The sequence below is a fragment of the Sphingobacterium sp. UME9 genome (assembly GCF_014170215.1).
Lineage (GTDB): Bacteria > Bacteroidota > Bacteroidia > Sphingobacteriales > Sphingobacteriaceae > Sphingobacterium > Sphingobacterium paramultivorum.
On record NZ_LZZP01000012.1, the window covers coordinates 353384 to 378643 of the forward strand.

The window sequence follows — 25260 nt, forward strand, 5'->3', positions numbered from 1 at the left end:
TTTTAAGAACAATTATTTTACAGAGGAATTTACCTTACTAAATTTAATTTATTTAATTTAGCACCACACTAAATTAACAAAATACTAACAATGAATTGGAATAAAACGATTGTACTAGCTGCTTCACTTTTCGCAGCTTCATTCCAAGTACAAGCACAGGACAATTTGATCAATGCACTAAAAGCAAATCAAAATGACAATAGCAAATCTGGATTTACATTTACTGAAGTTATCAATTTAGGTAACACATCCATCAAAAACCAAGGTTCATCAGGTACTTGTTGGTCTTATTCAGGTAATTCTTTCCTGGAGTCAGAGATGATCCGTATGGGTAAAAAACCAGTTGAGATCTCCCAAATATATACTGCGCGCAATACGTACTTAGATAAAGCACGTACTTATGTTCGCCTTCATGGTGGATTGTCATTGGGTGAAGGTGGTCAATTCCATGATGTTTTGAACTCATTCCGTAAATACGGTACAATGCCGCAATCTGCTTACACAGGTCTTCACTACGGTACTACACGTAACAACTTTGGTGAAATGACAAATATGTTGGATGCGATGTTAGGAGCAGTAGTAAAAGGCAAAACATTAACTCCAAACTGGGAAAAAGCATATACCGCAGCGATGGATTCTTATCTTGGGGAAGTACCTGAGAAATTTGATTACAACGGTAAATCCTATACACCACGCACTTTTGCAGATCAGGTAATCGGTATCAATCCGGATGATTACGTAGGTATTGCTTCGGTAAGTGACCATCCATACTACAGCCAATTCGTATTGTTGATTCCTGACAACTGGTCATTCGACCGTTTCTATAATGTTAAGATGAACGATTTAACGGACATCATCGACAATGCTTTACAAAAGGGTTATACTGTAGCTTGGGCAACTGACGTATCAGAAAAAGGGTTCTCTTGGAAAAATGGTGTAGCTTATGTACCAGAAAAACCTTTTGAGGAAATGACAGATCAGGAAAAGTCAACGATGTTTGTTGGTCCTAAACCAGAGTTAAAAGTAACGGCGGAAGAAAGACAAAAAGCTTTCGACAACTGGCAAACTACAGATGACCACGGTATGCATATCGTAGGTCTTGTAAAAGATCAAAACGGAAAAGAGTATTACATCGTTAAAAACTCTTGGGGCACAACAAATGACTATCATGGTTATTTATATGCATCAAAAGAATTTGTACGTTATAAAACAACTTCTTTGATGTTACATAAAGACGGTCTAACAAAAGATTTAAAATCGAAGATAAATATCAAATAAGCGATTTATCCGTCCACGAAAACACCTCTGAAATTAATACTTCAGAGGTGTTTTTGTTTTCAGATTAATTTAATAACTTAAACATAATTATGAATCTTTTGTTGAGTGAGTATGAGAAGTATAATCGCGTTATGTCTTACAATTTTATTCGGGAATTTGGCTCAGGCCCAGACTAAGGGGGTGAAATTTGTAGAAGGGTTGAGTTGGAAGCAAATAAAGGAGCGGGCACAAGCTGAGAACAAGTTTATCTTTGTAGAGCTATTTGCAACCTGGTGTGGCCCTTGCCAATATATGAGCAATGAGATCTTTCCCTTAGAGCAGGTGGGGCAGCCAATTAATCAGAACTTCATTAGTGTCAGGGTACAAATGGATTCCACAGAGTCCGACAATGCCAATGTCAAAAAATGGTATGCCGATGCGCGTGCTATTTCCAATGAATACAATATTCAATCCTTTCCCACATTTCTTATCTTTAATCCCAATGGCCAAGCGGTACACCGAATTGTCGGTGCAAGTGATGCTCCCGAATTTGTCGGTCATGTGATGGATGGACTATATCCCGAAACACAGTATTACACGCTGTTAAAAAAATTCGAGAAAAGACCTCAAGATATTTATACAGCCAAGCAGATGCTGAAAGCAGCGAATATCGCTTACGATGAAAATACAGCACGAAAGGCAGAAAATACTTTAGCAAATTCGTTGGGCACGGATGAGTTATTCAAAAAAGAAAATGTCCATATTTTATTGGCGGCTGCCAAATTCACCAATTCAAAAGCTTTCAATCTTATTCGCAACAATAAAGAGAAAATTGATATTCTATTAGAGTCACCAGGTATTGCCAACCGCACACTGGCAAATGTTGTCGTCAACGAATTATTTCAGATTAAAATAGATGCCAAACATGAACCCAACTGGGATAGTTATCAAAATGAACTTGCTGCAAAATATCCAGACATCGATTTCGTCCCGATGTTCAAGAAGATAAAAGCACACTATTACCTTCAGGTGAAGAATTATATAGCCATGAAGAATACCATCAATGATTACCTTTCGTCAGAAGATTTTACTCCACACCAATTAAATACCTTTGCCTGGACTATTTTTAACAATAGCAGTGATGCTGCATGTATTGAATCTGCGTTAAGCTGGAGCAAGAAATCCATCATTGAAGATCCAAGCAGTGCATTCTTGGATACCTATGCAAACCTACTCTATAAGAAAGGAGAAAAAGAAAAAGCCATAAAGTGGCAAAACAAAGCTATTGAAATGGCCAGTGAGGACGATCGTCCTATCTATCAAGAAACACTGGACAAAATGATGAAAGGAATAAAAACTTGGGAGAACTAACCTTATCCCGACAAATGTGAACGATTAAATTAAAAATCTAAAATACCGACATTATGAAAAAATTGATTTTAATGCTATTTCTAATTCCTACCCTACTATTTGCGCAAAGCGAGGGGGTCAAATTTGAGCATGGGCTCAACTGGAGTCAGATTAAGGAAAAAGCGGCTAAAGAAAACAAATTCATTTTTGTAGACTGTTTTACAACCTGGTGTGGCCCTTGTAAATATATGTCGAGCACCATCTTCCCACAAGCTAAAGTAGGTGATTTCTTCAATGCGAAGTTTATCAATGCAAAAATTCAGATGGATAAAACCAAGAATGACAATGAAGATGTAAAATCTTGGTACGAAGAGGCCGACCGTTTTGCCAAAGATTATAAAGTTAGGGCATACCCAACTTTTCTGATCTTTGATTCAAAAGGTACCCTTGTGCATCGTATCGTTGGTGGCGGTGAAGCGGACGATTTTATAGCGAAAGCACAAAAATCACTTGATCCAAATACACAATATGAAACGCTATTAGCAAAATTTAATGCCGACCCAACTAATGTAAACATTGCCAAAAGTATGGCTATGGCAGCCAAAGAAGCTTATGATGAAGAGACACAGGCAAAAGCGGAAGGAGTCGTATTAGCGTCCTTGACTACCGATCAAATCTTTACAAAGGAGAATATCAGTTTATTACTTTCGGCGGCGAATGTTGTCGATTCTAAGGCTTTTAATTTAATCAAAGATAACCCTGCTAAATTTGACGCCGTTAGTGAAAAAGTAAAAGCAAATGACTTCTTGTCCCAACTGTTGGTTAGTAACGCCGTAAATACCAAAATCCGTGCAAAGGAAACGGTTGATTTCGCAAGCATAGAAAAAGAATTGGCGCAAAAATATCCAACTGTCAATACAGAAAAAGCAAGTCTCGAAATGCAACCACGTTATTACGGTTATACCAAAAATTACCCGGGCTTAAGAGATAGCTTCAATAAATATATTGCAAAATATGGGTCGACCATCACAGCAGCGGAATTGAACAACATGGCTTGGTCTATTTTTGAAAACTGCAATGATCCTGCCTGTTTAAAAGCAGCAGCGGAATGGAGTAAATTGTCCAATGAGAAAGAAAAAGATGCGCCGATGTATCTAGACACTTTTGCAAACATATTGTATCGCCTTGGAGAAAAAGAAAAAGCAATTAAAACACAAGAAAAAGCGATTTCACTGATCACAGATGCTACCCAAAAAGAAGAATATGTAGCGACCTTACAAAAAATGAAAAAAGGTGAAAAGACTTGGCAATAAGAAGATATTCTAATCGTCGATGAATAAAAAAGCCGCGGTCAATAACTTGATCGCGGCTTTTTTATTCATTGCTCTACAGACAGTGCTTTGAACATTGGAAAACTGTCTACTTATTTTAATTCTTTGACCCCCATATTCCAGAGCGCGAAAGCATATTTATCAACTGTACTATTGATCAGAACTTCTGTTGACCGTCCAGCGCCGTGGCCAGCTTTTGTCTCAATACGAATCAATACTGGGTTATCACAAGCTTGCTTTGCCTGCAGTTCGGAAGCAAACTTGTAGGAGTGCGCCGGTACCACCCGATCATCATGATCTCCGGTAAAGACCATCGTTGCGGGGTAACAAACCCCAGATTTCACATTATGCACCGGAGAATATGCTTTCAGATAATCAAACATTTCTTTGCTATCACTGACCGTACCATAATCATAGGACCAACCTGCACCAGCTGTGAAGGTATGATAACGCAACATGTCCAAAACACCAACCTCAGGCAGTGCGACCTTGGCTACTTTGGGATCTATTGTCATTGTTGCCCCAACGAGCAAGCCACCATTGGATCCCCCCGATAAAGCAGTATACTCGGGTGATGTATAACCATTCTCCTGAAGATAATGTGCCGCGGCAATAAAATCGTTAAACACATTCAATTTATTGAACTGTCTACCGCCATCATGCCATTTCTGACCATATTCACCACCTCCGCGCAAATTCGGAACAGCATAAACACCACCATTTGCCAACCAAACCGCAACGGAAGTACTAAAGGCAGGTGTCAAGCTGATATTAAAGCCGCCATAACCATACACAATCGTCGGGTTTTTCCCATTCAAGACAATCCCCTTTTTGTACGTAATAATCATCGGAACCTTTGTACCATCTTTGGATGTGTAGAAAACCTGTTTCGATTCATACTGATCGGAATCAAATTTCACCTTAGGTTTGATATAAAGTGTAGACTGACCAGAATTTACGTCAAACTTATAACTTGAAGAAGGTGTAATGTAATTTGAAAAACCAAAATAGATTTCTTTTTCCTTTTTCTTACCCGAAAAGCCACTCGCCGTACCCACACCAGGCAATTCTATTTGCCGAATCTTTTTACCTGTATAATCGTATTGAATCACAACCGAAACGGCATCTTTCAAATAGTTTGCAAAAAGATAGCCCCCACCTGTACTGATCGAAAGTACATTTTCAGTTTCTGGAATAACATCTTTCCAGTTTTCCTTGGCAGGATTCTTCAAATCAACTTTTACCAAACGGTTGTTGGCAGCCTTGTAGTTCGTCTCCAATAAGAAACTATCCCCAATATTGTCAACGACACCTGTATTTGCATCAAAATGATCTTGTAGGCAGACAATCTTGCCATTCGGCTGATTGAGATCTTGGTAATAAAGTTCATTTCCTGTTGTCGTATTTGCAGCGGAAATAATCAGGTAACGTTGATCGTCTGTTAATGAAGCTCCTACATAACGTCTCGGTGTTGCAGGGCCACCAAAAATCAATTTATCTGTAGATTGGGCTGTTTTAAGTTTATGGTAGTATAATTTATGTTGGTCTGTTTTTTCAGAAAGTTCAGATCCCTTTGGTTTATCGTAACTCGAGTAATAAAAACCATCATTTCCTTTCCATGCAATACCGGAGAATTTGACATCCATTAGCGTTTCACCTACAGGCGACTTATCCTTGGCATTCAGTACAATGACTTTCCGCCAGTCTGATCCTCCTTCAGAAATAGAATAGGCGACTAAGCTGCCATCCTTTGAAAACGAAACATCGGCCAATGAAGTTGATCCATCTTTCGAGAATGTATTTGGATCCAAGAAAACTTCTTCTCCTCCCGTCTCCCCTAGTTTACGATAAAGCACAGCATGTTGCTGCAAGCCGTTATTCTTAAAAAAATAAGTATATGCACCTTCCTTAAACGGAGTCCCTATTTTTTCATAATTCCATATTTCGGTTAATTGATCTTTTAATTTTGTACGGAATGGAATTGCATTCAAATAGTCAAAAGTCACTTTATTCTCTGCCTGTACCCAGTTTTTTGTCTCAGCTGAACGATCATCCTCCAACCAGCGGTAAGGATCCGCAACCTTTTCACCCCAAAATTCATCCACGACGGTTCCTTTATTTGTCTTCGGATATATCAACTGTTGTCCATAACCGGTCGTCGCCGTACCTGCCATACCTATCATCATTAGAATAAGGCCAAAATTTTTGTTTATCATAAAAAATCGTCTACTTGTTTCAACCAACCTAAGTTTTATTCACTTAGCATCTGAAAATTCAATTTGAGTTGAATATAAATAAATTTATCGATCTCTTATCTTAAAATATACGATACACCTGCATTTTTTCACTCACAACAACCTATCCAACAACATTATACACATATTTCTTCGCGGTATATTTTTATAGCAACCGAAATTTCTTTAGATTTATTTAAATCTTGAAAATATTACAACAATGTTAAAAAAAGTCATATATCTTTCTTTGTCAATTTCCATTCTTCAAATTGGAATAAGCGAAGCACAACAACTTTCCATAGATCAACAATATCGAGCCACTCCTACTAAGATCAACGATCTTGTCCACACCAAGCTGGATGTTCGTTTTGACTATACCAATCAATTCCTAAATGGAAAAGAGTGGATCACGTTACAACCCCATTTCTATCCAACAGATTCCCTTCGCCTCGATGCAAAAGGCATGGATATCAAAGAGGTTTCTTTGGTCAATGGCTCACAATTGATTCCTTTAAAATATACCTATGATGATCATTCGATACTGATTAAGCTCGACCGTAATTACCTTGCCAAGGAACAATATACAGTATACCTCGATTACACAGCAAAACCCAACTTATTAAAAGTTCAGGGCAGCGCAGCGATTAACGATGCTAAGGGACTATATTTTATCAATCCTGATGAACGCGTGCCGAACAAACCTCGTCAAATATGGACACAAGGTGAGACTGAAGCATCATCAGCCTGGTTCCCGACGATTGATCGCCCCAACCAAAAGACTACAGCAGAAATCTCCATGACCGTTCTTGACAATTATGTAAGTTTATCGAACGGTGCATTGAGCAATCAACAGAAAAATAGTGATGGCACACGTACAGATACCTGGAAAATGGATTTACCACATGCCCCATACCTATTTATGATGGCTGTTGGTGATTTTAAAATCTATCAGGACAAATACAACAATATCCCCGTTGACTACTACCTTGAACCTAAATATGCGCCCTATGCCAAAGATATCTTCGGAAAGACACCAGCGATGATGGAATTCTACAGCAAGACTTTGGGGGTTCCTTACCCTTGGAATAAATATGCGCAGATCGTCTGTCGCGATTATGTCTCAGGCGCCATGGAAAATACAAGTGCAACACTACATGGCGAACATGTACAAAAGACAAAACGCGAATTGTTGGACGATAATCAGGAAGGAACGATTGCGCATGAACTATTTCACCAGTGGTTTGGTGATTTGGTCACAGCAGAATCCTGGTCCAATTTGACCATGAATGAATCTTTCGCCACTTTCGGCGAGGTTATCTGGCGTGAACACGACGGCGGTAAAGATCGTGGAGATAAATCTAGATTTGAAAAACTCCAGTCCTATCTCAAATCGACAAAAAATGGGAAAAGCCCGACTTTAGCCCGTTATCATTATCATGATAAAGAAGATATGTTTGATAATATCAGCTATGCGAAAGGCTCATTGATTCTCTATGCCCTAAAAGAGCAAATGGGTGATGAAGCGTTCTATCAATCGTTGAAAAAATACTTGACAGACAATTCTTTTAAAACCGGTGAACCGCAACAGCTCCGTCTAGCAATGGAAGAAGTGACCGGCAAAGACTGGGCTCCGTACTTCAATCAATGGTATTACCAAGGCGGGCATCCAATTTTGAAGGTCACAACAAGAAACGGAGAGAACAGTGTCATACTGAATGTAGCCCAAATTCAAGATTCTACAGTACAGACATTCCAGCTTCCCTTGGCCGTCGATATCTATACCAAAAATGGGAAGATCAGACAGACCTTTCAACTCAACAAGCGGAATGCTCAATTTATGATTCCATTACCTGCTGCTGTTGAATTTATTGATATTGATCCCGAAAAAACACTCGTGGGTCAAATTCAAATCGATAAATCAGATGGCGACTACCTATATCAATATGAGCACGCCCCTTCATTTGCCAACCGCGTCGGTGCGATTGCCTATGCCTCAAAAAATCCGACAAATACCATCAGCCAGCAAATCTTAACAAAAGCATTGGCGGATACCGATGCGGATCTTGCTGCAACAGCGATTCAAGGTCTCGATCTAAGCAATCCCGCGGTTCGCAAGTCAACAGAAAAAACCATCTTGGCACTTGCAGAGAAATCCGAAGCATCTGTTATCCGTGCCTCTGCGATTCAAAAGCTTTCACAGACAAAAGATAAAAAATACAAAAGTCTAATTCTGAATGCTGTAACCGACAAATCCTATATGGTTATTGCAAGTTCAATCATGGCAATAAAAAGTGCTTATCCAGATCAACTTCAGCAGTCCTTGAAGCGCATTGATCCCGATGCTACGGAATATCTAAAAGCGCTCATCACCGAATTATCTAAATCATAGCAAAATATATTGTGGAGGCGAATTTTGTATTCGCCTCCATTTTTTTTAGTTTTGGCCGCATGTCAACAAGAACAAAAATTTATTTTGCCTCCGACTTCCATCTTGGATCTTACCCCTTGGAACGTTCACGGGAAAGGGAGCTGCAAATTATACAGTGGCTGGACCAGATCAAAACAGATGCTGCACAGCTCTATCTTGTTGGTGATATTTTTGATTTCTGGTTTGAATATGCTACTGTTGTCCCGAAAGGCTATATCCGCTTTTTGGGTAAATTAGCCGAAATTGCGGATCTCGGCATTCCCATTACTTTATTTAAAGGCAACCACGATATGTGGATGTTTGATTACCTCAAAAAGGAATTAAATGTACGGATCATCGACAATGAACTGGAGTTACAACTCAACGGCAAACATTTTTACATTCACCACGGCGATGGTTTAGGTTCGGGAGATTACAAATACAAGATACTCAAGAAAGTATTTCGGAGCCGTCTCTGTCAATGGTTATTTGCACGGTTGCACCCAAATCTCGGAATCGGAATTGCGACACGTTGGTCCAAACATAGCAGGCTTTCGAATAATGAGGACGAAAAGTTTCTGGGCGAAGACAAAGAATGGTTGATCGGTTATGCAAAGGAACTGGAGTTAACCCAACATCACGACTACTATATCTTTGGCCATAGACATCTTCCCTATGATGTTGAGCTCAACTCCAATAGCCGTATTCTAAATTTAGGGGAATGGATCAATTACCATACCTATGCCGTATGGGATGGTGAAACTTTACGTTTGGAAAAATGGGCGAGCAAATCCTAATTTCTTTATCCGATTGCCTGAATGGTTATCACTTTCTAACGCCTGAAAGTGCTGCAAAATTGGAGCAGGTCAGTAAGAAAATCACGGCGAAAAGAAATAGCCTGTTAATCGAACAGGACAAAATTCAAAAAGACATCTATTTTCTGGCTTCAGGATTAGCCCGCGTTTACTACGAGACGGCCAACCGTCAGATTACCCTGGATTTTGTTTCACCCGGCGGAACACTCATATCGATGAATAGTTATGTCCATGATACCCCGGGTTATGAAAACATAGACCTTTTGGAAGACAGTGTTGTTTATCAGATAGACCAAAAGCAACTTTTTGACCTCTACGAAAGTGATATTGCCATTGCAAACTGGGGAAGAAAGATGGCTGAACTTGAGTTTATCAAGGCCGAACAACGAACCATGTCCAAGCTCTTTAATACTGCCCAAGAGCGCTATGCTGAATTACTTCAAAAGTACCCCCAATATATCCAACGGATAAAACTTGGTTACATCGCCTCCTATCTCGGCGTCAGTCAGGTTACCTTAAGCCGGATTCGCGCAAATATTCACTCAAATTTTTAACATTTGTAAAAATTATTATCGGCCAAAAGCTAGACCTTTGTACCAAAACAAAAAATAGAAAACAATATGAACTGGATATTTTTAATATTGGGCGGATTATGTGAAATCGGTTTCACCACGTGTTTGGGTAAAGCCAAAGATGCAACCGGGAATGGGCAATGGTTCTGGTATGGTGCCTTTGTCGTATTCCTATTTGCAAGTATGGGCTTATTGATCAAAGCCACACAGACACTTCCCTTGGGCACAGCTTATGCCGTTTGGACCGGAATAGGTGCGGTAGGTACTGTTTTAATGGGGATCATCTTTTTTAAGGAGCCAGCAGATTTCTGGCGCATATTCTTTATTTTCACGCTGATTGCTTCCATCGTAGGACTAAAAGCAGTTTCCTCTCATTAATAGCAGGCTAGGTTGTTTAAAAGCAACAAAATTTCCTTACTTTTGTACACTCAATAGTAATCTAGGTCATACATTCCTAGAAGAAGCATTTTTGATATATGTTAGACAAATTACAAGCGATAAAAGAAAGATGGGAAGAAGTGGAAGCTGAATTGAGCAACCCTGATACCATGCAAGATATGAAACGTTTTGCCAAATTGAATAAAGAGTACAAAGATTTGGGCAAAATTGTGGACCAATACCATATTTACAGAAATATGGTGAGTAATATTGATACCAATAAGGACATCATCATGAACGAGAAGGATCAAGAACTTCGTGAGATGGCAAAAGAGGAATTGGATCTTTTATACGTAGCAAAAGAAGAAAAAGAAGAAGAAATTCGCCTAATGCTTATTCCGAAGGATCCTGAAGATGCGAAAAATGCCATTATCGAAATTCGTGGTGGATCAGGTGGTGATGAAGCAGCCTTATTTGCGGGCGACCTTTACCGCATGTACACACGTTATTTCGAAACCAAAGGCTGGCGCAACGAAGTAATGGACGTTACTGAAGGAACTTCTGGCGGTTACAAGGAGGTGATCTTAAAAGTTATTGGCGATGATGCTTATGGTCAATTGAAATACGAATCAGGCGTTCATCGTGTGCAACGTGTTCCTGACACGGAGACACAGGGCCGTGTACATACTTCTGCGGCATCTGTTGCAGTTCTTCCTGAAGCTGAAGATGTCGATGTTGAGATCAATCCGGGTGATATTGAATTACAGACATCCCGTTCAGGTGGTGCTGGTGGACAGAACGTCAACAAGGTAGAAACAAAAGTACAGTTGACGCATAAACCAAGTGGCATTGTTGTTGTTTGTCAGGTAGAACGTTCCCAATTAGCCAACCGTGAGTTAGCGATGGAGATGTTGCGGAACAAACTTTACGAGCTCGAGTTGAACAAAAAGAACGGCGACATCGCTGCAAAAAGAAAAACTTTGGTTTCTACAGGAGACCGTTCGGCAAAAATTCGTACATATAACTACCCACAAGGTCGCGTAACGGAGCACCGTATTGGAATGACGATGTACAACTTACCGGCAATTATGGACGGTGATATTCAAGGAATTATCGATGCATTGCAGTTTGCTGAGAATGCAGAGAAGATGAAAGATGGCCAAGTAGATTAGTTTTTTTTCAAAAAATCTTTGCAGATACGTAAACAAACGCTATATTTGCACACCTTCTGAGGAGAAGGGTTGAGGTCTGGTAGTTCAGCTGGTTAGAATACATGCCTGTCACGCATGGGGTCGCGGGTTCGAGTCCCGTCCAGACCGCTTCAAGAGAGAGGAATCTCAAACGTTCTTTAACAAAATAAGTTTTTAAGATTTTTAGGTCTGGTAGTTCAGCTGGTTAGAATACATGCCTGTCACGCATGGGGTCGCGGGTTCGAGTCCCGTCCAGACCGCCAAAAATTATTAAAAACAATCCTTAAGATTTTAGGTCTGGTAGTTCAGCTGGTTAGAATACATGCCTGTCACGCATGGGGTCGCGGGTTCGAGTCCCGTCCAGACCGCTAAAATTTTAAAAACACAATTGTTGGTCTGGTAGTTCAGCTGGTTAGAATACATGCCTGTCACGCATGGGGTCGCGGGTTCGAGTCCCGTCCAGACCGCCAACAAAAAAAAGCATCATTTAATTATAAATGATGCTTTTTTTTTGCCTTAACAATACACCAGTTATTATTTTTTTAATTCGTACTGAAGAGCTCCCGAAGGACAGTGCTTGATCTGTTCAATCAATTCGGCCGTACTGGCATTTTGGGCCGTGATCCAGGGCTTATCTTTCGGATGATATACATTCGGTAGACTCTTTACACAAACTGCAGCATGTGCACAGCGTTCAGGTATCCAAAGGACGGTTATCTCTCCGTTTGGATGTGGATATCTAACTATTTTTTCCATAATTCAATCTCTCTTTAGCAATTCATATTTTAAGAACTAATAACGATAAGGACAATTTTGTTTTAAGAAACAGCGCGTCGTTTTCTGATCATATTACTCACCCGATAGATCATAAAAATACCGACAATGGAAAGTAGAATAACAATCATCCCCAATGTCGGGTAATGTTCCAAGGGGCTTTCTTTTGTTTCTTGGACAATGATTACACCTGCTAATGAAGCAGCCACACCACCTGCCAGCTGTTGCAACGAAGAACTGATACTCATAAACGCGCCCCGATCTTTCATCTCCGGAACAGCAGTGATCAAAGCCGAAGATGGCGTCATCCGACTTAAAATGCCTGCCATCATTAAAATGTTCAAGATAACAACAATATAAAATGGCGTAACACCTAAGTTCGTGTAGATAAATACGACAACCATAAGCCAAAGGGAAGCGAAAGCGAAAATCTTAAACTTATCGTAACGGTCACTCAATTTCCCTACAATAGGCATAATAATCAATGAAGCAATACCTGAAATCATAAACAACATCGGCAGCTGTTCGTGGCTTACTTTAAGGTTATTTACAGCAAAAGCACTTCCAAAAGGCATCATCATATAACCTCCAATTGATAGCAAAGCTGTTGCCATAAAGCCGACGCGGTATTCTCGCTGTGAAAAAGTCAACCAAAGATGTTTTAACGCAGATTGATGTTTCTGAAGACCTATATGCGCCGTAATAGGAATGAGTTTGACCGCTATGATAACGACAATAATCAAAGCCATCACTGCAATCCACAAGAAGGCACTATGCCAGCCCCAATTGTTTGCAATATATAATCCTATGGGAATCCCTAGAACCTGACTTGCACCGAAGCCCATCTGCACAAAGCCCATCACACGTCCGCGCTGTTGGAGCGTAAAGATATCGGTGATAATAGCCATAGAAATCGAGCCGATAACGCCGCCAAACAGTCCTGTGACGATTCGTGCAGCAACCAACGTCCAGTAATCGTTGGCAAAACTGCAGCAGAAGGTCCCGATAATAAAGCCAGAATAGAAAAATAACAGCAGTTTCTTCCGATCAAAACGATCGGCAAACCCGGCAGTCAGCAAGCCCGAAGCCCCCGCGCTAAAGGCGTAGGCCGAAACCGCAATACCAAATTGAGCCGGTTTGAGATCTATGGCTTTCATCAGGATATCCCCCATCGGTGACATCACCATAAAATCAAGCACGACCGTAAACTGTGTCATTGCCAATAAAAACACCACAAGTTTTTGATATGCCGTAAAGGGCGCGTTATCAAGTTTATTTATTTCCATACTGTTCAGATTGCCTCGGTTTAAACTGGCCTAAAAATACAGAAGTGCGCGAACATTCTTTGTAATATGTTTGCAAAATTATCGCGCAAGATTCTACCTTACCTTACCTTACCTTACCTTACCTTACCTTACCTTACCTTACCTTACCTTACCTTACCTTACCTTACCTTACCTTACCTTACCTTACCTTACCTTACCTTACCTTACCTTACCTTACCTTACCTTACCTTACCTTACCTTACCTTACCTTACCTTACCTTACCTTACCTTTTTAGGCTAGACAATCAATCGTTCCTGTCAATCACTATTTGAACACAGCATAGGGTCGCTAACAAAAAAGCCAGCACCTGTGACAGGTGCTGGCTCAATATGGGATATAAAGCAAATTATTCAGCTATAACAGCAAATTCAGCTCCGGAAGCATAGTCATCACCACGCTGTGAGTTAAGTCCTGTAAAACGGATATAACGTCCTTTAACAGGCGTTTCGAATCGAACAGTTTTTAGTTTTTTATTCCGTTCAAAAGATCCGGACATCACATCTTCCCAGTTCTTCCCATCTTTACTCACCTGAATCTTATAATCCTTGATATCACCATTGGGTCCATCCTGTCTTGGCAGAAAAGTGAAGCCCTTGATTGTTTTGCTACTTCCAGCATCAAAATCAACCCAATGTGGATACTGTGCTACGGTAACCGAATACATCGTATGCCAAATCGAGGAAGGATCTCCATCCAAAAGGTTCTTAGCATCACCTTCGCCAGTCTCTTGACTTGAAGCAAAAACAACTTCCATTGGAATAGTTTCGATTTTAGTGTATTGCTGTGTTACCTTTAATTTTTCATTATGCTGATACCAAGCCGTTACTGTACCGCCGGCGCGTAAATCAAAAGGCGCTTTGTAAACGCTTGCTTTCGCATTGTTCAAACTGTATACAACAGGTTCATTCTCATTACCTGACAAAATAGAAACTTCACCGTTTGAACTTCTTGCCAAAGAAATTGGCGCATCGCCTGCAGTCGCTACCTGAGCCTTCTCCATCATATCATTATTCTGAATCGGTCGGATAATAAAGCCCATAGACGTTGGCACTGCTTTCACACGGTCTTTTTCCAACGGTGGCCCTTGTCCACAGCTATTACCGCCCAAGCCTGTTACCGCAGCATCTAGATGCAGATGTACACCTGAACTTTTTGGCAATTGATAAGGGTGCGGTGCAAATGTCAGTTCGAGCTCACTATATTCCAAAGCGGAAGTTGCTAAATGATTTTTTGCAACAAAGATAGCTCCTTGACCATTATTGTTTGTTAATGCTGTCCAGCGCACATCCTCGTTATTGCTCATATTTTGCGGATTAGGCCATGACACAAACTGATCTTTTACGGTGCTTTTGTGCAATTCAATAAATTGAGCAGTCTTGCGATCAGCATAATTGTTGATCGGTCCGCGGCCATAATAACTATAGTTGCTATATTCAGCCGGTAATTGCAAAGAATAGCCCAATCGAGCTAACACGACACTCGCATTATTGGATGTAATACTTGACGACAATTCAATAGAGCCATCCTTATAGATTGTCCAGATCTGATTGCTTGTAAATTTAAAATCATCCTTACCAAAAGGCTTATCTGTATGCTCTTTAAGGGTATACGTTCCCGAAGTTCCCCCCAACAAAGACGCACCATATGGAGCTTGTGATTCAATCGTAAACGCCAATACAACTGTTCCATCCTTCTTGGTATAACTGTTTGAAGACAAAACCTTATGTTGCAGGTTATGCAATCCTTTTTCAAACCATTGTTGGTAAGCCCAGTTGTCATTGTCAACCGGAGCACGTAGTGCATCTAATTTGGGTCCTTCACCATCGCGAATGATCTGTTTACCAGCATAGATTAAGTTATATAGCGACCCTGTCTTATTATCAAATTTGGCAGTAAACTGTTGTCCTTTCACCACCTGCAAATCACCTTCTTTGGAAAGCAACGCAGCCTCTCCGTGTGCCACAGATGAAATCAACGGTTTATTTTCAGCCGCTTTTACAAACAGTTGTTCCTCCATTTGTACAAAACCTTTGGCTGCCCAAGGTCGATCCGTATTGAGAATAAACTGTACTTTTACAAAATACTCCGATCCCGCATCTAACTGCGCATAATTTATCGGCAATACAAGCTGCTTGCGTTGACGCGCCTTAGGCAAATCTGTTGCACTGATTGTACCCGTGCTATTTTCCACCTCTACCCCATTTTTATATAGCGACCATTGAACCTGATAATCGGATAGATCCTTAAAATAATTTTTATTGAAAAGCTCAATTTTCCCGTGTTGAATATCAACAGCTTTTACACCGGCATTTTGGTACACTTTCTTTACCTCATAATACTGTGGCTTAGGTTTCATATCGGCAAAGATCAACCCGTTATTGACAAAGGTTCCATCATTGGGTTTGTCTCCAAAGTCGCCACCATAGGCTAAGAAGCGTTCGCCGGTCTTTTTATCATAATAATACATGGCCTGATCAATCCAATCCCAGATGGCACCGCCCATAAAAAAGTTGGTCGATTCGATGGCTTCCCAATAATCTATTAGGTTACCAACGGCATTCCCCATGGAATGTGAATATTCCGAAATATGAAATGGATATTTCAATTTGTAGGTACCTTTTACCGCTCCTCTTACCCAGTCTATCGAAGGATATTGGTTGGACCCCATATCAACGATTGTATTGTTACGCTCGTATTGAACAGGTCGTGACGTATCAATTTTCTTGATAGCCTGATAGGCGGCCACGAAATTATCACCTGGGCCGGCTTCGTTTCCTAGAGACCAGATCACAACAGCCGGATGGTTGATGGTCGAATGCACCATCTCGATATTACGGGCTACATGGGCATTTTTCCATTCAGGAACATGAGAAAGAGACTCTTTGCCGTAATAATATTCATGGCTCTCAATATTGGCTTCATCCTCGAGATAAATTCCATATTTATCGCATAAATAATACCAATAAGCAGGTTCTGGATAGTGCGAATTCCGGACATGGTTGATATTCGCCCGTTTCATCAATTTCACCTCAGCTTCCATCTGTTCTCTGGTCACTACCTTACCATGTTCAGGATTGGTCTCATGACGGTTGACACCTTTCAGTTTCACCGTCTTGCCATTGACATAATAATAACGTCCGGCCAAGCCAAATTCATCATCAGCAGCCTTGGTGTCTTTAATCTCAACCTTTCTAAATCCAACGTAGGTAGAAATAGTCTCTATGGTTTTGTTCTTTTTATCCTTCAATTCAGCTACCAAAGTATACCGATATGGTAATTCGGCAGACCATTTATCTGGATTTTTAACGTTCAACGTTGCTGCGATGCTATTGGAAACTTGACCATCCAGGGTTGGCACAGCAGAAGAGACTTCTGTCTGGTCAACAAGGGTATTCTCGTCACTGTATAGCTTATTTTTATAAAGTGAATAAACAACTTTATACCCTTCAGCCTTCTTATTCCCTAGATTGCGTACAGTACTCGTAATTTTTAACGAACCATTTTCGTAATTGCTATCCAAGTCTGGAATAGCCGCTAAATCGCGAATCTGAACTTTTGGCGTTGAAGTCAGAGAAACATCCCGAAATATCCCGGGCAATCTAAACATATCCTGGTCTTCCAAAAAGGAAGCGTCCGAACTGCGGTAAACTTCAACAGCCAATACATTTTCAGCACCCTTTTTTAAGTAAGGTGAGATATTGAAAGAAGCGACGTTTCTTGAATTTTTTGAAAATCCGACATATTTGCCATTTATCCACAGGTAGAAAAAGGAGTCTACACCATCAAAATTGATAAATACCTCACGACCGTCCCAATCAGTAGGTACTGTAAAATTGCGTCGGTACGATCCCACTTCATTACGGAAGACATAAGTTGTCCAATCTTGGGCTGGTGTTCGCATGACTCCACCGCGCCAATCATCGACCTTTACTTGATGATGAAAGATCACACGTTGGTTGGTATAAATAGGTACACCATATTTTAGGCTTCCATCCTTCTGTATACCATAAATATTCCAGCTCATCGGGACTGGAACAGATTCCCAGGCACCAACATTATAACTAGGATCATAAAAGTCCTTTGGTCGCTCTTCCGGAGTCTTTACCCAGTTAAACTTCCAAGATCCATTGAGCGAAAGCCAATAGTTACTATGCTCGGGAAGTACTTTTCTTGCACTTTCTACGTTCTGAAAGGAGAAGAACGAAGCATGTGGCAACTCCTTATTAAGTGATAATAATTGAGGCGATTCCCATTCATTCCCTTTTGGAGCCACTGCAGCTCCATACTGGAAACCGTCGATAGATGGCGTAATCGTTTGCCCTATCGCAACGGTAGTGTCCAGCGACAGCAATGAGGCTAGAATCGTTGAAAAAATAACAGAGTTTCTTAACATAATGTAATTAAGCAATTTAGTCCAGGAAATCAAATGTAACTTCATTTTGCAGTAATAACAAGCAGATTATTAAAGCACTCGATTGCGAAACTTTTTCGATACAAAAAAAGATCATATAGAACGTTAAAATCGTCCCATAAGATCTTCTTTCGAGAATTGTACATAAAACAAAGCAAAAACATAAAAAATAGAGGCGGCGAAAAATCACTATTTCCTCCCAAAAGCAGCTGATTTCAATAAAAAACAAATGCTTTCGGTTTCAAGGAATAAGCCTTATTTTTGGGGATAGATTTCGCTTTAAACAAATAAAAGTTTACGTTTGAAAATATTTCGAAGAATTTTATTTTTCAAAGGGTTACAATTTAAGCATTAAGGTATTAATAGGTGAGTAAATTCAGTAAATCAGTCCTGCTAGAAAATGATGAGCAAATCATTGAAGGCATCAAAGACGGCAACAGCTTGGCGATAGATGCTATCTATAAGCGGTACTATCCGTCTATAAGCCATATGATCTTGCAAAACAATGGAAGTGAGGACGAAGCGAAAGATATTTTTCAAGAAGCTGTCATTGTGCTCTACGATAAAGTTTCCAAAGGGAACTTTGAGCTCAGCAGCAAACTAAAAACATATCTTTACTCGATTTGCAGAAGGCTTTGGCTTAAGCAACTCAATCGTGCTGGTTTTGGCAATAGTGACATTCGCGGTTATGAAGATTCCTTATTTGAGGAAGAAGATCTTCAACAGCATCAAGAACTTGAAAAAAAGTTCGATCAAATGGAGCTTGCCTTAGAGAAAATGGGAGAACCTTGTAAGACAATCTTACATGATTTCTACATCTTAAACCATTCGATGCAGGACATCTGTGAAAAATTTGGTTATACCAATACAGATAATGCCAAGACTCAGAAGTATAAATGCCTACAACGGCTGAAAAAAATATTTTTTTCAACAGATTAAAACTAGTGTAACACCATGGGAACAATGAATCAAAAAGAATTTTTCGAATTAGCAGACCAGTATCTTCGTGGCGAATTATCGGCCGAAGAAAATGCTGCATTTGAATCTTTTTGTGCTGATCAGCCCTCCTATGCTGCCCAATTACAACAACACCGGGAATTTGTTGCCAATATGAAAGAAACTAGTCAACGGCTGGATTTCAAAAATGCATTAGCGCAATCAGCAAAAGAATACCATAAAACCCAAAACAAACCCGCAAAGGTCGTTCCTATAAAACAATCAACGGTAATTTCACTTTGGGAACGTATCAAAGCAAGTTCTTTAGTGGCTGCAGTGGTAGCAGTATTTGCGGTATTTGGCACATTATGGCTGAGCGGTTATTACAGCAACCTCGAGAAAGCATCTTCCGATTACAGTGCGCTACGTAGAGACATGAACAATGTCAAAAAGAACGTCAACGCACACAACGCTGCAATCAGGGATATCAATGACAAAAAATCAGTAAAAGGTACCGAAAGCCAGTTTGGCGCAACAGGATTTATGTTGACAACAGATGGCTATGTCGTCACCAACTACCATGTCATCAGTGGGGCTGATTCGATCTATTTACAAAATAGTAAGGGCGAATCGTATAAAGCACAAATCGTACATACCGATCCAAGCAAAGACTTGGCTATTTTATACATTGCAGATAAGACCTTTAAGAAAGCTAAAAGCTTACCTTACACATTCAAAACATCGACTTCAGATCTTGGCGAAGATATTTATACTATCGGGTTTCCTCGTGACGAAGCAGTATATGGTCAGGGATACCTAAGTTCATCAACAGGTTATGCTGGTGATACCATTGCTTATCAGATCTCCGTGCCTGTCAATCCAGGTAACAGTGGCGGTCCCGTATTAGATAGCAGAGGTAATGTGATTGGTATTATTTCCGGAAAACAACGTGGCATAGATGGTGCTGCCTTTGCAATCAAAACGAAATCAATCTTGAATGCTTTAGCGGATATACCAAGTGATTCACTGGTAACCGGTCTTAAGATCAACAAAAAGAATAGCTTGGCAGGTTTACCAAGAACAGAACAAATCAAGAAAATGCAAGACTATATCTACATGGTTAAAGTCTATTAGGACGCATTTATAACTTATAAAAAAAGGCAACGTTTTTCCCAACGTTGCCTTTTTTTGTCCCTTAATACAAGCCTAATCCTTACAGATTAGGTTGTGGCGTCGTCCTCAAATACGGTTTGATCTCCTTAAACCCTTTTGGAAATTTAGCAGGAATATCTTCTGTCTTTATCGCTGGAACAACAATAACATCTTCACCATGCTTCCAGTCAGCAGGCGTAGCCACTTGATAATCGGCTGTTAACTGTAAAGAATCAATGACTCGTAAGATTTCATCAAAATTACGACCTGTTGATGCTGGATAAGTCAACGTCAATTTGATCTTTTTGTCAGGGCCAATAATAAATACGGAACGTACGGTCACTGTTGCGGAAGCATTTGGATGGATCATATCGTACAATTCGGATACATGATGATCTTCATCAGCGATAACCGGGAAATTCACTTCGGTATTTTGCGTTTCATTGATATCCTTAATCCAATTCAAGTGATCGTTTACATTATCGACGCTTAGCGCAATGGCCTTCACACCTCTCTTGTCAAATTCAGATTTCAATTTTGCAGTACGGCCCAACTCTGTTGTACATACCGGCGTATAATCTGATGGGTGCGAAAAGAAAACGACCCAGCTATCTTTGATATAATCGTGAAAGTCTATTTCACCAATGGTTGTTTGCGCTTTAAAATTTGGCGCTTCATCCCCTAATCTTAAACTCATAATCTTATTTTTTAAATGTGTTTAAATCATATAGTCTACAAATATAGTAGATTAAATTTAGCAAACAAGTAATTCTTCAATTTTTTAAATTAAGATGAAAAAACTAAACTTAATCCAATTGAAAGTAAGGATTTTACACCTATAAACAAAATGGAAAATCAACATGATCCTTTATGTTTATCCCATGGAGAGGTTGACTTCCCTCTGCAAATACGTCTCCAGATTAAACGAGACTAGATGCCCTATCCAGCCCATTATTCACCAAAAAGTTTATTATGATTAACTAAAGTAGTATAAAAAGTAATTTGCCTAATTACTATGCCTGCATAATATATATTTTGTATATTTGAGTATGGTGATACACCAATCTCATAAAATGATTGTGAGTTGGGAGAAAACTTTTTGACAGCAAACCTTATTAGATATATAAGTTATCGGCTTGGTAACTGATGAACCAAAAAAACTGAAATGCCATGAATTTTGAATTAAGCGAAGAACATAAAATGATCCGCGACGCAGCGCGGGAATTCGCCCAGGAGCTAAAGGCTGGGGCAATCGAGCGCGATGAAGCCGCAAAATTTCCAACAGATTTTGTCAAGCAGATGGCCGAATTAGGATTTATGGGTATCATGACCCCCGAAGCTTATGGTGGAGCTGGCATGGATACGTTGGCCTATGTTCTTGTTCTCGAAGAAATTGCCAAAATTGATGCCTCTGCGGCCGTTATTGTATCCGCCCACAATTCCCTGGTATTATATGGACTCAATGCTTTTGGTACAGAGGAGCAAAAACAAAAGTACCTAGTTCCTTTAGCGAAGGGCGAGAAACTTGGCGCTTTTGCGTTATCAGAACCTGAAGCCGGTTCGGACGCCTCCTCGCAACACACAACCGCCGAAGATAAAGGAGATCACTATCTACTAAATGGCACAAAAAATTGGATCACCAACGGTGGCCATGCCGATATCTACCTTGTCGTTGCACAGACACATCCTGAAAAAGGCCACAAAGGAATCAATGTATTGATCGTTGAAAAAGGGCTGACGGGATTTACCATTGGTCCTAAAGAAAACAAATTGGGTATCCGCAGTTCTGATACCCATTCACTCCTATTTTCCGATGTTCAGGTTCCTAAGGAAAACCGCATCGGAGAAGATGGCTTCGGGTTTAAATTTGCCATGAAAACACTCGATGGCGGTCGTATCGGCATTGCAGCACAGGCTTTAGGAATTGCTGCCGGTGCTTATGATCTTGCTTTGGCTTACTCAAAAGCGCGAAAGACCTTTGGAAAACCTATTTCGGACCATCAGGCCATACAGTTTAAATTGGCCGATATGGAAGTCGATATCGAGGCAGCTCGACTTTTGACGTATAAAGCCGCCTGGACGAAAGACCAGGGACTTCCTTACGGTAAAGAAGCTGCAATGGCCAAACTACATGCATCGGAAGTCGCCATGAAACACACTGTAGAAGCTGTACAGATCCACGGTGGCTATGGTTACGTAAAAGAATATCACGTCGAAAGGTTAATGCGCGACGCAAAAATCACACAAATCTACGAGGGGACCTCTGAAATCCAACGTCTGGTGATCGCCCGCGAGATTCTGCGCTAAGCTGTCAGTCATGCTATGAACCCAAAAAGTGTCTAACTTTTTTGTGGCATTGCATGACTGACAGCTTTTTAAATTTAAAGGCTCTTCAACTTGTTATCGATCATGGCAAGATATTGATAATCCTGAAAGGCAAAGCTTGCCGTTTCGGCCATCGCCAGATTCAAAATAAACTTTGCTTTGCGAAGTAGGTTCTCCTGATTGCCATCTGTAGCATTCAAACCGTCAAACAACAAGGTTAAAGCCAATGGATGTAGTTGCTGTATTTGAAGATCTGTTTTGAGATATGCCGAAAGTTCACTTTCGGAAAGATTTAAAAAATAGGCCCTACTCTTTTCGAAGAATTTCTCATAAGCATCTTCAAACACTGTTGGATCAGTCGGCTCCGTAAAGGCATCATGGCCTTCTGTCCAAATGCGAAGAAATTTACCAATTTCTTCGATCCAATTCATCAATACATCTTTTTTAAAACTTAATCCCATGATCTATCCTTATCTGATCTGTCCATTTCCACGGACAATCCATTTCTCTGTTACCAATTTTTCCAATGCAAATGGTCCGCGGGCATGTAACTTTTGGGTAGAGATACCGATTTCTGCCCCCAAGCCAAACTCACCACCATCTGTAAATCGTGTTGACGCATTGGCATACACCGCAGCTGCATCCACTGTATTTAAAAATTGTTCAATATGAAGTTCGTTAGAGGAAACAATACATTCCGAATGTTTAGAGGAATATTTTGCAATATGCTCCAACGCTTCATCTAAACTCCCAACCGTCTTTATTGAACACTTCAAATCTAAAAATTCTCTTCCAAAATCCTCTTCTTCTGCGTGCTTTAAATTTGAAAAACTTTCACCCTGCAGTACCTCATAAGCCGTAGAATCCGCGAAAACTTCCACCTGAGCATCTTCAAAATAAGTTTTCAATTTCCGTAGAAACTCGGGAGCAATAGCGCGATCGACCAAAACAGTATCTAAAGAATTACACACCGACGGCCTGGAAATTTTAGCATTAGCAACAATTTTAGCTGCCATATCCAAATTTGCTGTACGATCCACATAAGTATGGCATACTCCCGCTCCTGTTTCAATGACAGGCACCTTAGCGTGCTCCCTGACATAATCAATCAACGACTGTGAGCCACGTGGTATGATAATATCAACATATTCGGTAGCCTCCAATAATTCCGAAACATGCTTCCTCTCAACAGGCAACAGTTGCACAATAGTTGTTGCAATACCATGCAGTTCCAAAATATTATGGATCACTTTCAACAGCGCTTCGTTGGTGTATAATGCATCAGAACCACCACGCAATAAACAAACGTTACCCGATTGAATACATAGTGCAGCAACATCTATCGTCACATTGGGTCGCGATTCATAGATTACCCCAACGACACCAAGCGGCACCGTAATTTTCTCGATCTCCAATCCATTCGGCAATATCTTTTTTAGTAATAGCTGATCTGTTGGGTCCGCTAACTGAGCGATCTGCTTAACACTGTCTGCCAAACCTTTTAGACGATCGCTATTGAGCAAAAGACGATCCTTTTTGGGATCGTCATCAGACATACGATCCAAATCAATCTTATTGGCTTGTAATATATCCGCAGTATGTGTGACAAGACCATCTGCGATGGCATTTAAAATAGTTATTTTGGTATCAGGAGCCAGTTGTTGCAAAATTTGTTTTGCTTTGGCCGCCGCCTGAAGTTGTTTTACGATGGATTCACTCATAACAATACGATATCATTTGCATGTGCAATTTCTACATTTTTTTTACTGGTTTGGGACAAAGCAGATGAATCCATCTTCGCCCGGGCAACGGCAACGGTTAAGCCTTCTAGATTGACGATATTTAACACTTCTCCTTTTTCAAAATGTTCAACGATACGGGTTACCCCCACGGCTAGTAAACTTTTGTGCTTCAATAATGCTTCCTCCGCTCCACGGTCAACCATCAATTCCCCTTTTATCAAACTTCCACTCGCAAGCCATTTCTTGCGGGAAGAGATCTTCTTACTTTGAGCCAGACACAATGTGCCAGTCTCGTGCTTAACCGCTTTTTGGATCGCCTCTTCCGTTTGCATACTAAAAATGACAACAGCGATCCCCATCTGATTGGCCAATCGGGCAAAGTTCAATTTCGAAGTCATTCCCCCCAATCCCACTGAAGATTTGTCCTTCCTTGCCAAACCTAAGATATCCCGATCGATGGTTTCAATTTGCGGTATAATCTTGTTGTTTGCATCCAACACACCGGGGACGGAAGTGCTAAACAATAACTTTTCGGCCCCAAAACCAACAGCAATCAAGGTTGCCAGCTCATCATTATCTGAAAACTTCAGTTCTTTATTACTCACCACATCATTTTCATTTGCGATTGGAATAACATTGTTCCGCCACAATTCCTCGTAGGTATTTTTTAATTGTAGAAATTGATCCCGATTGGAAAAATGATGTCGCTCACATAAACTCTGCGCCAATGAAATTTTAAACGGTCGGAAATAAGTTGAATAAGTATTAATCAATATGGGGTTCCCAATTGCAGCAGCGGCCTTTCGTTCGGATAACGTTCCCGTATAACTGGGCAGAAAACGTTTACCGGCAGCAACAGCACCTGAAGAGACCAAGACAATATTGTATTTCTTTTGTAAGGAAGCAATCTGCCTAGCGATCTCCAAAACAATACGTTCATCAACTTCTCCCTCTTTCGTGGTAATAGAAGCCGATCCAAATTTGACAACGAGAATTGGCTTTTTCATTTTTTAGTATGTTTTAGTTTAGATTTGAGCACTAATTTACTGAGAAGAATTTG

Annotated in this window: 20 protein-coding genes and 4 tRNA genes; 16 read left to right on the forward strand and 8 right to left on the reverse strand. The window is 40.3% G+C overall.

Translation table 11 applies throughout. From position 1 onward, the window contains the following. Positions 1 to 90 precede the first annotated feature (90 nt). From A9970_RS18920 to A9970_RS18930, 3 genes are all read left to right on the forward strand, one after another. On the forward strand, positions 91 to 1278 hold the full coding sequence (locus A9970_RS18920; protein WP_153847497.1) for an aminopeptidase C: 1188 nt from the start codon (positions 91 to 93) through the stop codon (positions 1276 to 1278). Positions 1279 to 1389: 111 nt separating this feature from the next. After that, entirely contained in the window at positions 1390 to 2628 is a 1239-nt protein-coding gene (locus A9970_RS18925; RefSeq protein ID WP_182983335.1) for a thioredoxin family protein, read from the forward strand. A 53-nt stretch (positions 2629 to 2681) separates the two neighbouring features. Beyond that, positions 2682 to 3920 carry a thioredoxin family protein gene (locus A9970_RS18930; RefSeq protein ID WP_182983336.1) on the forward strand — a complete coding sequence of 413 codons (1239 nt, stop codon included), beginning with the start codon at positions 2682 to 2684 and terminating at the stop codon, positions 3918 to 3920. Between the two features lie 110 nt (positions 3921 to 4030). Here A9970_RS18930 and A9970_RS18935 read toward each other — a convergent pair whose 3' ends face one another. Then, the gene (locus tag A9970_RS18935; RefSeq protein WP_182983337.1) at positions 4031 to 6154 is read right to left on the reverse strand and encodes a prolyl oligopeptidase family protein; all 2124 of its coding nucleotides are present in this window, start codon (positions 6152 to 6154) and stop codon (positions 4031 to 4033) included. 238 nt (positions 6155 to 6392) lie between these two features. Here A9970_RS18935 and A9970_RS18940 point away from each other — a divergent pair, with 238 nt between their 5' ends. From A9970_RS18940 to A9970_RS18980, 9 genes are all read left to right on the forward strand, one after another. Continuing rightward, positions 6393 to 8561, forward strand: a complete 2169-nt coding sequence (locus A9970_RS18940) for a M1 family metallopeptidase (protein ID WP_182983338.1) — start codon at positions 6393 to 6395, stop codon at positions 8559 to 8561. Positions 8562 to 8620: 59 nt separating this feature from the next. After that, the gene (locus tag A9970_RS18945) at positions 8621 to 9376 is read left to right on the forward strand and encodes a UDP-2,3-diacylglucosamine diphosphatase (RefSeq protein WP_182983339.1); all 756 of its coding nucleotides are present in this window, start codon (positions 8621 to 8623) and stop codon (positions 9374 to 9376) included. Beyond that, positions 9358 to 9948, forward strand: coding sequence for a Crp/Fnr family transcriptional regulator (locus A9970_RS18950; RefSeq protein WP_120333600.1), 591 nt, complete (start codon positions 9358 to 9360; stop codon positions 9946 to 9948). Before A9970_RS18945 ends, A9970_RS18950 begins: the two co-directional genes overlap by 19 nt. A 66-nt stretch (positions 9949 to 10014) precedes the next feature. After that, positions 10015 to 10344 carry a multidrug efflux SMR transporter gene (locus A9970_RS18955; protein WP_153847502.1) on the forward strand — a complete coding sequence of 110 codons (330 nt, stop codon included), beginning with the start codon at positions 10015 to 10017 and terminating at the stop codon, positions 10342 to 10344. Between the two features lie 98 nt (positions 10345 to 10442). Next, positions 10443 to 11516: a peptide chain release factor 1 gene (prfA, locus tag A9970_RS18960; RefSeq protein ID WP_153847503.1), complete on the forward strand. Its 1074-nt coding sequence runs from the start codon at positions 10443 to 10445 to the stop codon at positions 11514 to 11516. 73 nt (positions 11517 to 11589) lie between these two features. Next, positions 11590 to 11663: transfer RNA gene (locus tag A9970_RS18965), tRNA-Asp, on the forward strand. A gap of 57 nt (positions 11664 to 11720) precedes the next feature. Continuing rightward, positions 11721 to 11797, forward strand: a tRNA-Asp gene (locus A9970_RS18970). A 31-nt stretch (positions 11798 to 11828) separates the two neighbouring features. Beyond that, positions 11829 to 11902: transfer RNA gene (locus A9970_RS18975), tRNA-Asp, on the forward strand. A 25-nt stretch (positions 11903 to 11927) separates the two neighbouring features. Beyond that, positions 11928 to 12004 (forward strand) — tRNA-Asp (locus A9970_RS18980). Between the two features lie 64 nt (positions 12005 to 12068). On the opposite strand, the gene A9970_RS18985 is transcribed toward A9970_RS18980, so the two are convergent. Together A9970_RS18985 and A9970_RS18990 are read right to left on the reverse strand one after the other, a co-directional pair. Next, positions 12069 to 12290 (reverse strand): (4Fe-4S)-binding protein, encoded by a 222-nt coding sequence (locus tag A9970_RS18985; protein WP_120333921.1) that lies wholly within the window; start codon positions 12288 to 12290, stop codon positions 12069 to 12071. Between the two features lie 62 nt (positions 12291 to 12352). Then, positions 12353 to 13594 (reverse strand): MFS transporter, encoded by a 1242-nt coding sequence (locus A9970_RS18990; RefSeq protein ID WP_182983340.1) that lies wholly within the window; start codon positions 13592 to 13594, stop codon positions 12353 to 12355. Between the two features lie 66 nt (positions 13595 to 13660). Between A9970_RS18990 and A9970_RS18995 the strand changes: the two genes are divergently transcribed. Beyond that, positions 13661 to 13906, forward strand: coding sequence for a hypothetical protein (locus A9970_RS18995; RefSeq protein WP_182983341.1), 246 nt, complete (start codon positions 13661 to 13663; stop codon positions 13904 to 13906). A gap of 74 nt (positions 13907 to 13980) precedes the next feature. Here A9970_RS18995 and A9970_RS19000 read toward each other — a convergent pair whose 3' ends face one another. After that, the gene (locus A9970_RS19000; RefSeq protein WP_182983342.1) at positions 13981 to 18027 is read right to left on the reverse strand and encodes a glycoside hydrolase family 2 TIM barrel-domain containing protein; all 4047 of its coding nucleotides are present in this window, start codon (positions 18025 to 18027) and stop codon (positions 13981 to 13983) included. Positions 18028 to 18411: 384 nt separating this feature from the next. Here A9970_RS19000 and A9970_RS19005 point away from each other — a divergent pair, with 384 nt between their 5' ends. Then, positions 18412 to 18984, forward strand: a complete 573-nt coding sequence (locus A9970_RS19005) for an RNA polymerase sigma factor (RefSeq protein ID WP_075990961.1) — start codon at positions 18412 to 18414, stop codon at positions 18982 to 18984. 24 nt (positions 18985 to 19008) lie between these two features. Next, positions 19009 to 20115 (forward strand): serine protease, encoded by a 1107-nt coding sequence (locus A9970_RS19010; protein WP_227550289.1) that lies wholly within the window; start codon positions 19009 to 19011, stop codon positions 20113 to 20115. Positions 20116 to 20194: 79 nt separating this feature from the next. On the opposite strand, the gene A9970_RS19015 is transcribed toward A9970_RS19010, so the two are convergent. Continuing rightward, on the reverse strand, positions 20195 to 20830 hold the full coding sequence (locus A9970_RS19015) for a peroxiredoxin (protein ID WP_145331041.1): 636 nt from the start codon (positions 20828 to 20830) through the stop codon (positions 20195 to 20197). 473 nt (positions 20831 to 21303) lie between these two features. On the opposite strand from A9970_RS19015, the gene A9970_RS19020 reads away from it, so the two are divergent. After that, a complete protein-coding gene (locus A9970_RS19020) occupies positions 21304 to 22440 on the forward strand; it encodes an acyl-CoA dehydrogenase (RefSeq protein WP_153847508.1) in 1137 nt (378 codons plus the stop codon). 74 nt (positions 22441 to 22514) lie between these two features. Here A9970_RS19020 and A9970_RS19025 read toward each other — a convergent pair whose 3' ends face one another. The 3 genes from A9970_RS19025 to proB are packed head-to-tail and all read right to left on the reverse strand — an operon-like array spanning position 22515 to position 25207. Continuing rightward, positions 22515 to 22889 carry a hypothetical protein gene (locus A9970_RS19025; RefSeq protein WP_259655433.1) on the reverse strand — a complete coding sequence of 125 codons (375 nt, stop codon included), beginning with the start codon at positions 22887 to 22889 and terminating at the stop codon, positions 22515 to 22517. Between the two features lie 39 nt (positions 22890 to 22928). After that, positions 22929 to 24179 (reverse strand): glutamate-5-semialdehyde dehydrogenase, encoded by a 1251-nt coding sequence (locus A9970_RS19030; RefSeq protein ID WP_182983344.1) that lies wholly within the window; start codon positions 24177 to 24179, stop codon positions 22929 to 22931. Then, positions 24176 to 25207, reverse strand: coding sequence for a glutamate 5-kinase (gene proB / locus A9970_RS19035; protein ID WP_046672306.1), 1032 nt, complete (start codon positions 25205 to 25207; stop codon positions 24176 to 24178). Before proB ends, A9970_RS19030 begins: the two co-directional genes overlap by 4 nt. Positions 25208 to 25260: the final 53 nt, after the last annotated feature.

What these genes read in the sequence shown, in the direction of transcription:
- A9970_RS18920 (WP_153847497.1), top strand. Translation starts at nt 91, where the DNA reads ATGAATTGGAATAAAACGATTGTACTAGCTGCTTCACTTTTCGCAGCT.
- A9970_RS18925 (WP_182983335.1), top strand. Translation starts at nt 1,390, where the DNA reads ATGAGAAGTATAATCGCGTTATGTCTTACAATTTTATTCGGGAATTTG.
- A9970_RS18930 (WP_182983336.1), top strand. Translation starts at nt 2,682, where the DNA reads ATGAAAAAATTGATTTTAATGCTATTTCTAATTCCTACCCTACTATTT.
- A9970_RS18935 (WP_182983337.1), bottom strand. Translation starts at nt 6,154, where the DNA reads ATGATAAACAAAAATTTTGGCCTTATTCTAATGATGATAGGTATGGCA.
- A9970_RS18940 (WP_182983338.1), top strand. Translation starts at nt 6,393, where the DNA reads ATGTTAAAAAAAGTCATATATCTTTCTTTGTCAATTTCCATTCTTCAA.
- A9970_RS18945 (WP_182983339.1), top strand. Translation starts at nt 8,621, where the DNA reads ATGTCAACAAGAACAAAAATTTATTTTGCCTCCGACTTCCATCTTGGA.
- A9970_RS18950 (WP_120333600.1), top strand. Translation starts at nt 9,358, where the DNA reads ATGGGCGAGCAAATCCTAATTTCTTTATCCGATTGCCTGAATGGTTAT.
- A9970_RS18955 (WP_153847502.1), top strand. Translation starts at nt 10,015, where the DNA reads ATGAACTGGATATTTTTAATATTGGGCGGATTATGTGAAATCGGTTTC.
- prfA (WP_153847503.1), top strand. Translation starts at nt 10,443, where the DNA reads ATGTTAGACAAATTACAAGCGATAAAAGAAAGATGGGAAGAAGTGGAA.
- A9970_RS18985 (WP_120333921.1), bottom strand. Translation starts at nt 12,290, where the DNA reads ATGGAAAAAATAGTTAGATATCCACATCCAAACGGAGAGATAACCGTC.
- A9970_RS18990 (WP_182983340.1), bottom strand. Translation starts at nt 13,594, where the DNA reads ATGGAAATAAATAAACTTGATAACGCGCCCTTTACGGCATATCAAAAA.
- A9970_RS18995 (WP_182983341.1), top strand. Translation starts at nt 13,661, where the DNA reads ATGTTTGCAAAATTATCGCGCAAGATTCTACCTTACCTTACCTTACCT.
- A9970_RS19000 (WP_182983342.1), bottom strand. Translation starts at nt 18,027, where the DNA reads ATGTTAAGAAACTCTGTTATTTTTTCAACGATTCTAGCCTCATTGCTG.
- A9970_RS19010 (WP_227550289.1), top strand. Translation starts at nt 19,009, where the DNA reads ATGAATCAAAAAGAATTTTTCGAATTAGCAGACCAGTATCTTCGTGGC.
- A9970_RS19015 (WP_145331041.1), bottom strand. Translation starts at nt 20,830, where the DNA reads ATGAGTTTAAGATTAGGGGATGAAGCGCCAAATTTTAAAGCGCAAACA.
- A9970_RS19020 (WP_153847508.1), top strand. Translation starts at nt 21,304, where the DNA reads ATGAATTTTGAATTAAGCGAAGAACATAAAATGATCCGCGACGCAGCG.
- A9970_RS19025 (WP_259655433.1), bottom strand. Translation starts at nt 22,889, where the DNA reads ATGAATTGGATCGAAGAAATTGGTAAATTTCTTCGCATTTGGACAGAA.
- A9970_RS19030 (WP_182983344.1), bottom strand. Translation starts at nt 24,179, where the DNA reads ATGAGTGAATCCATCGTAAAACAACTTCAGGCGGCGGCCAAAGCAAAA.
- proB (WP_046672306.1), bottom strand. Translation starts at nt 25,207, where the DNA reads ATGAAAAAGCCAATTCTCGTTGTCAAATTTGGATCGGCTTCTATTACC.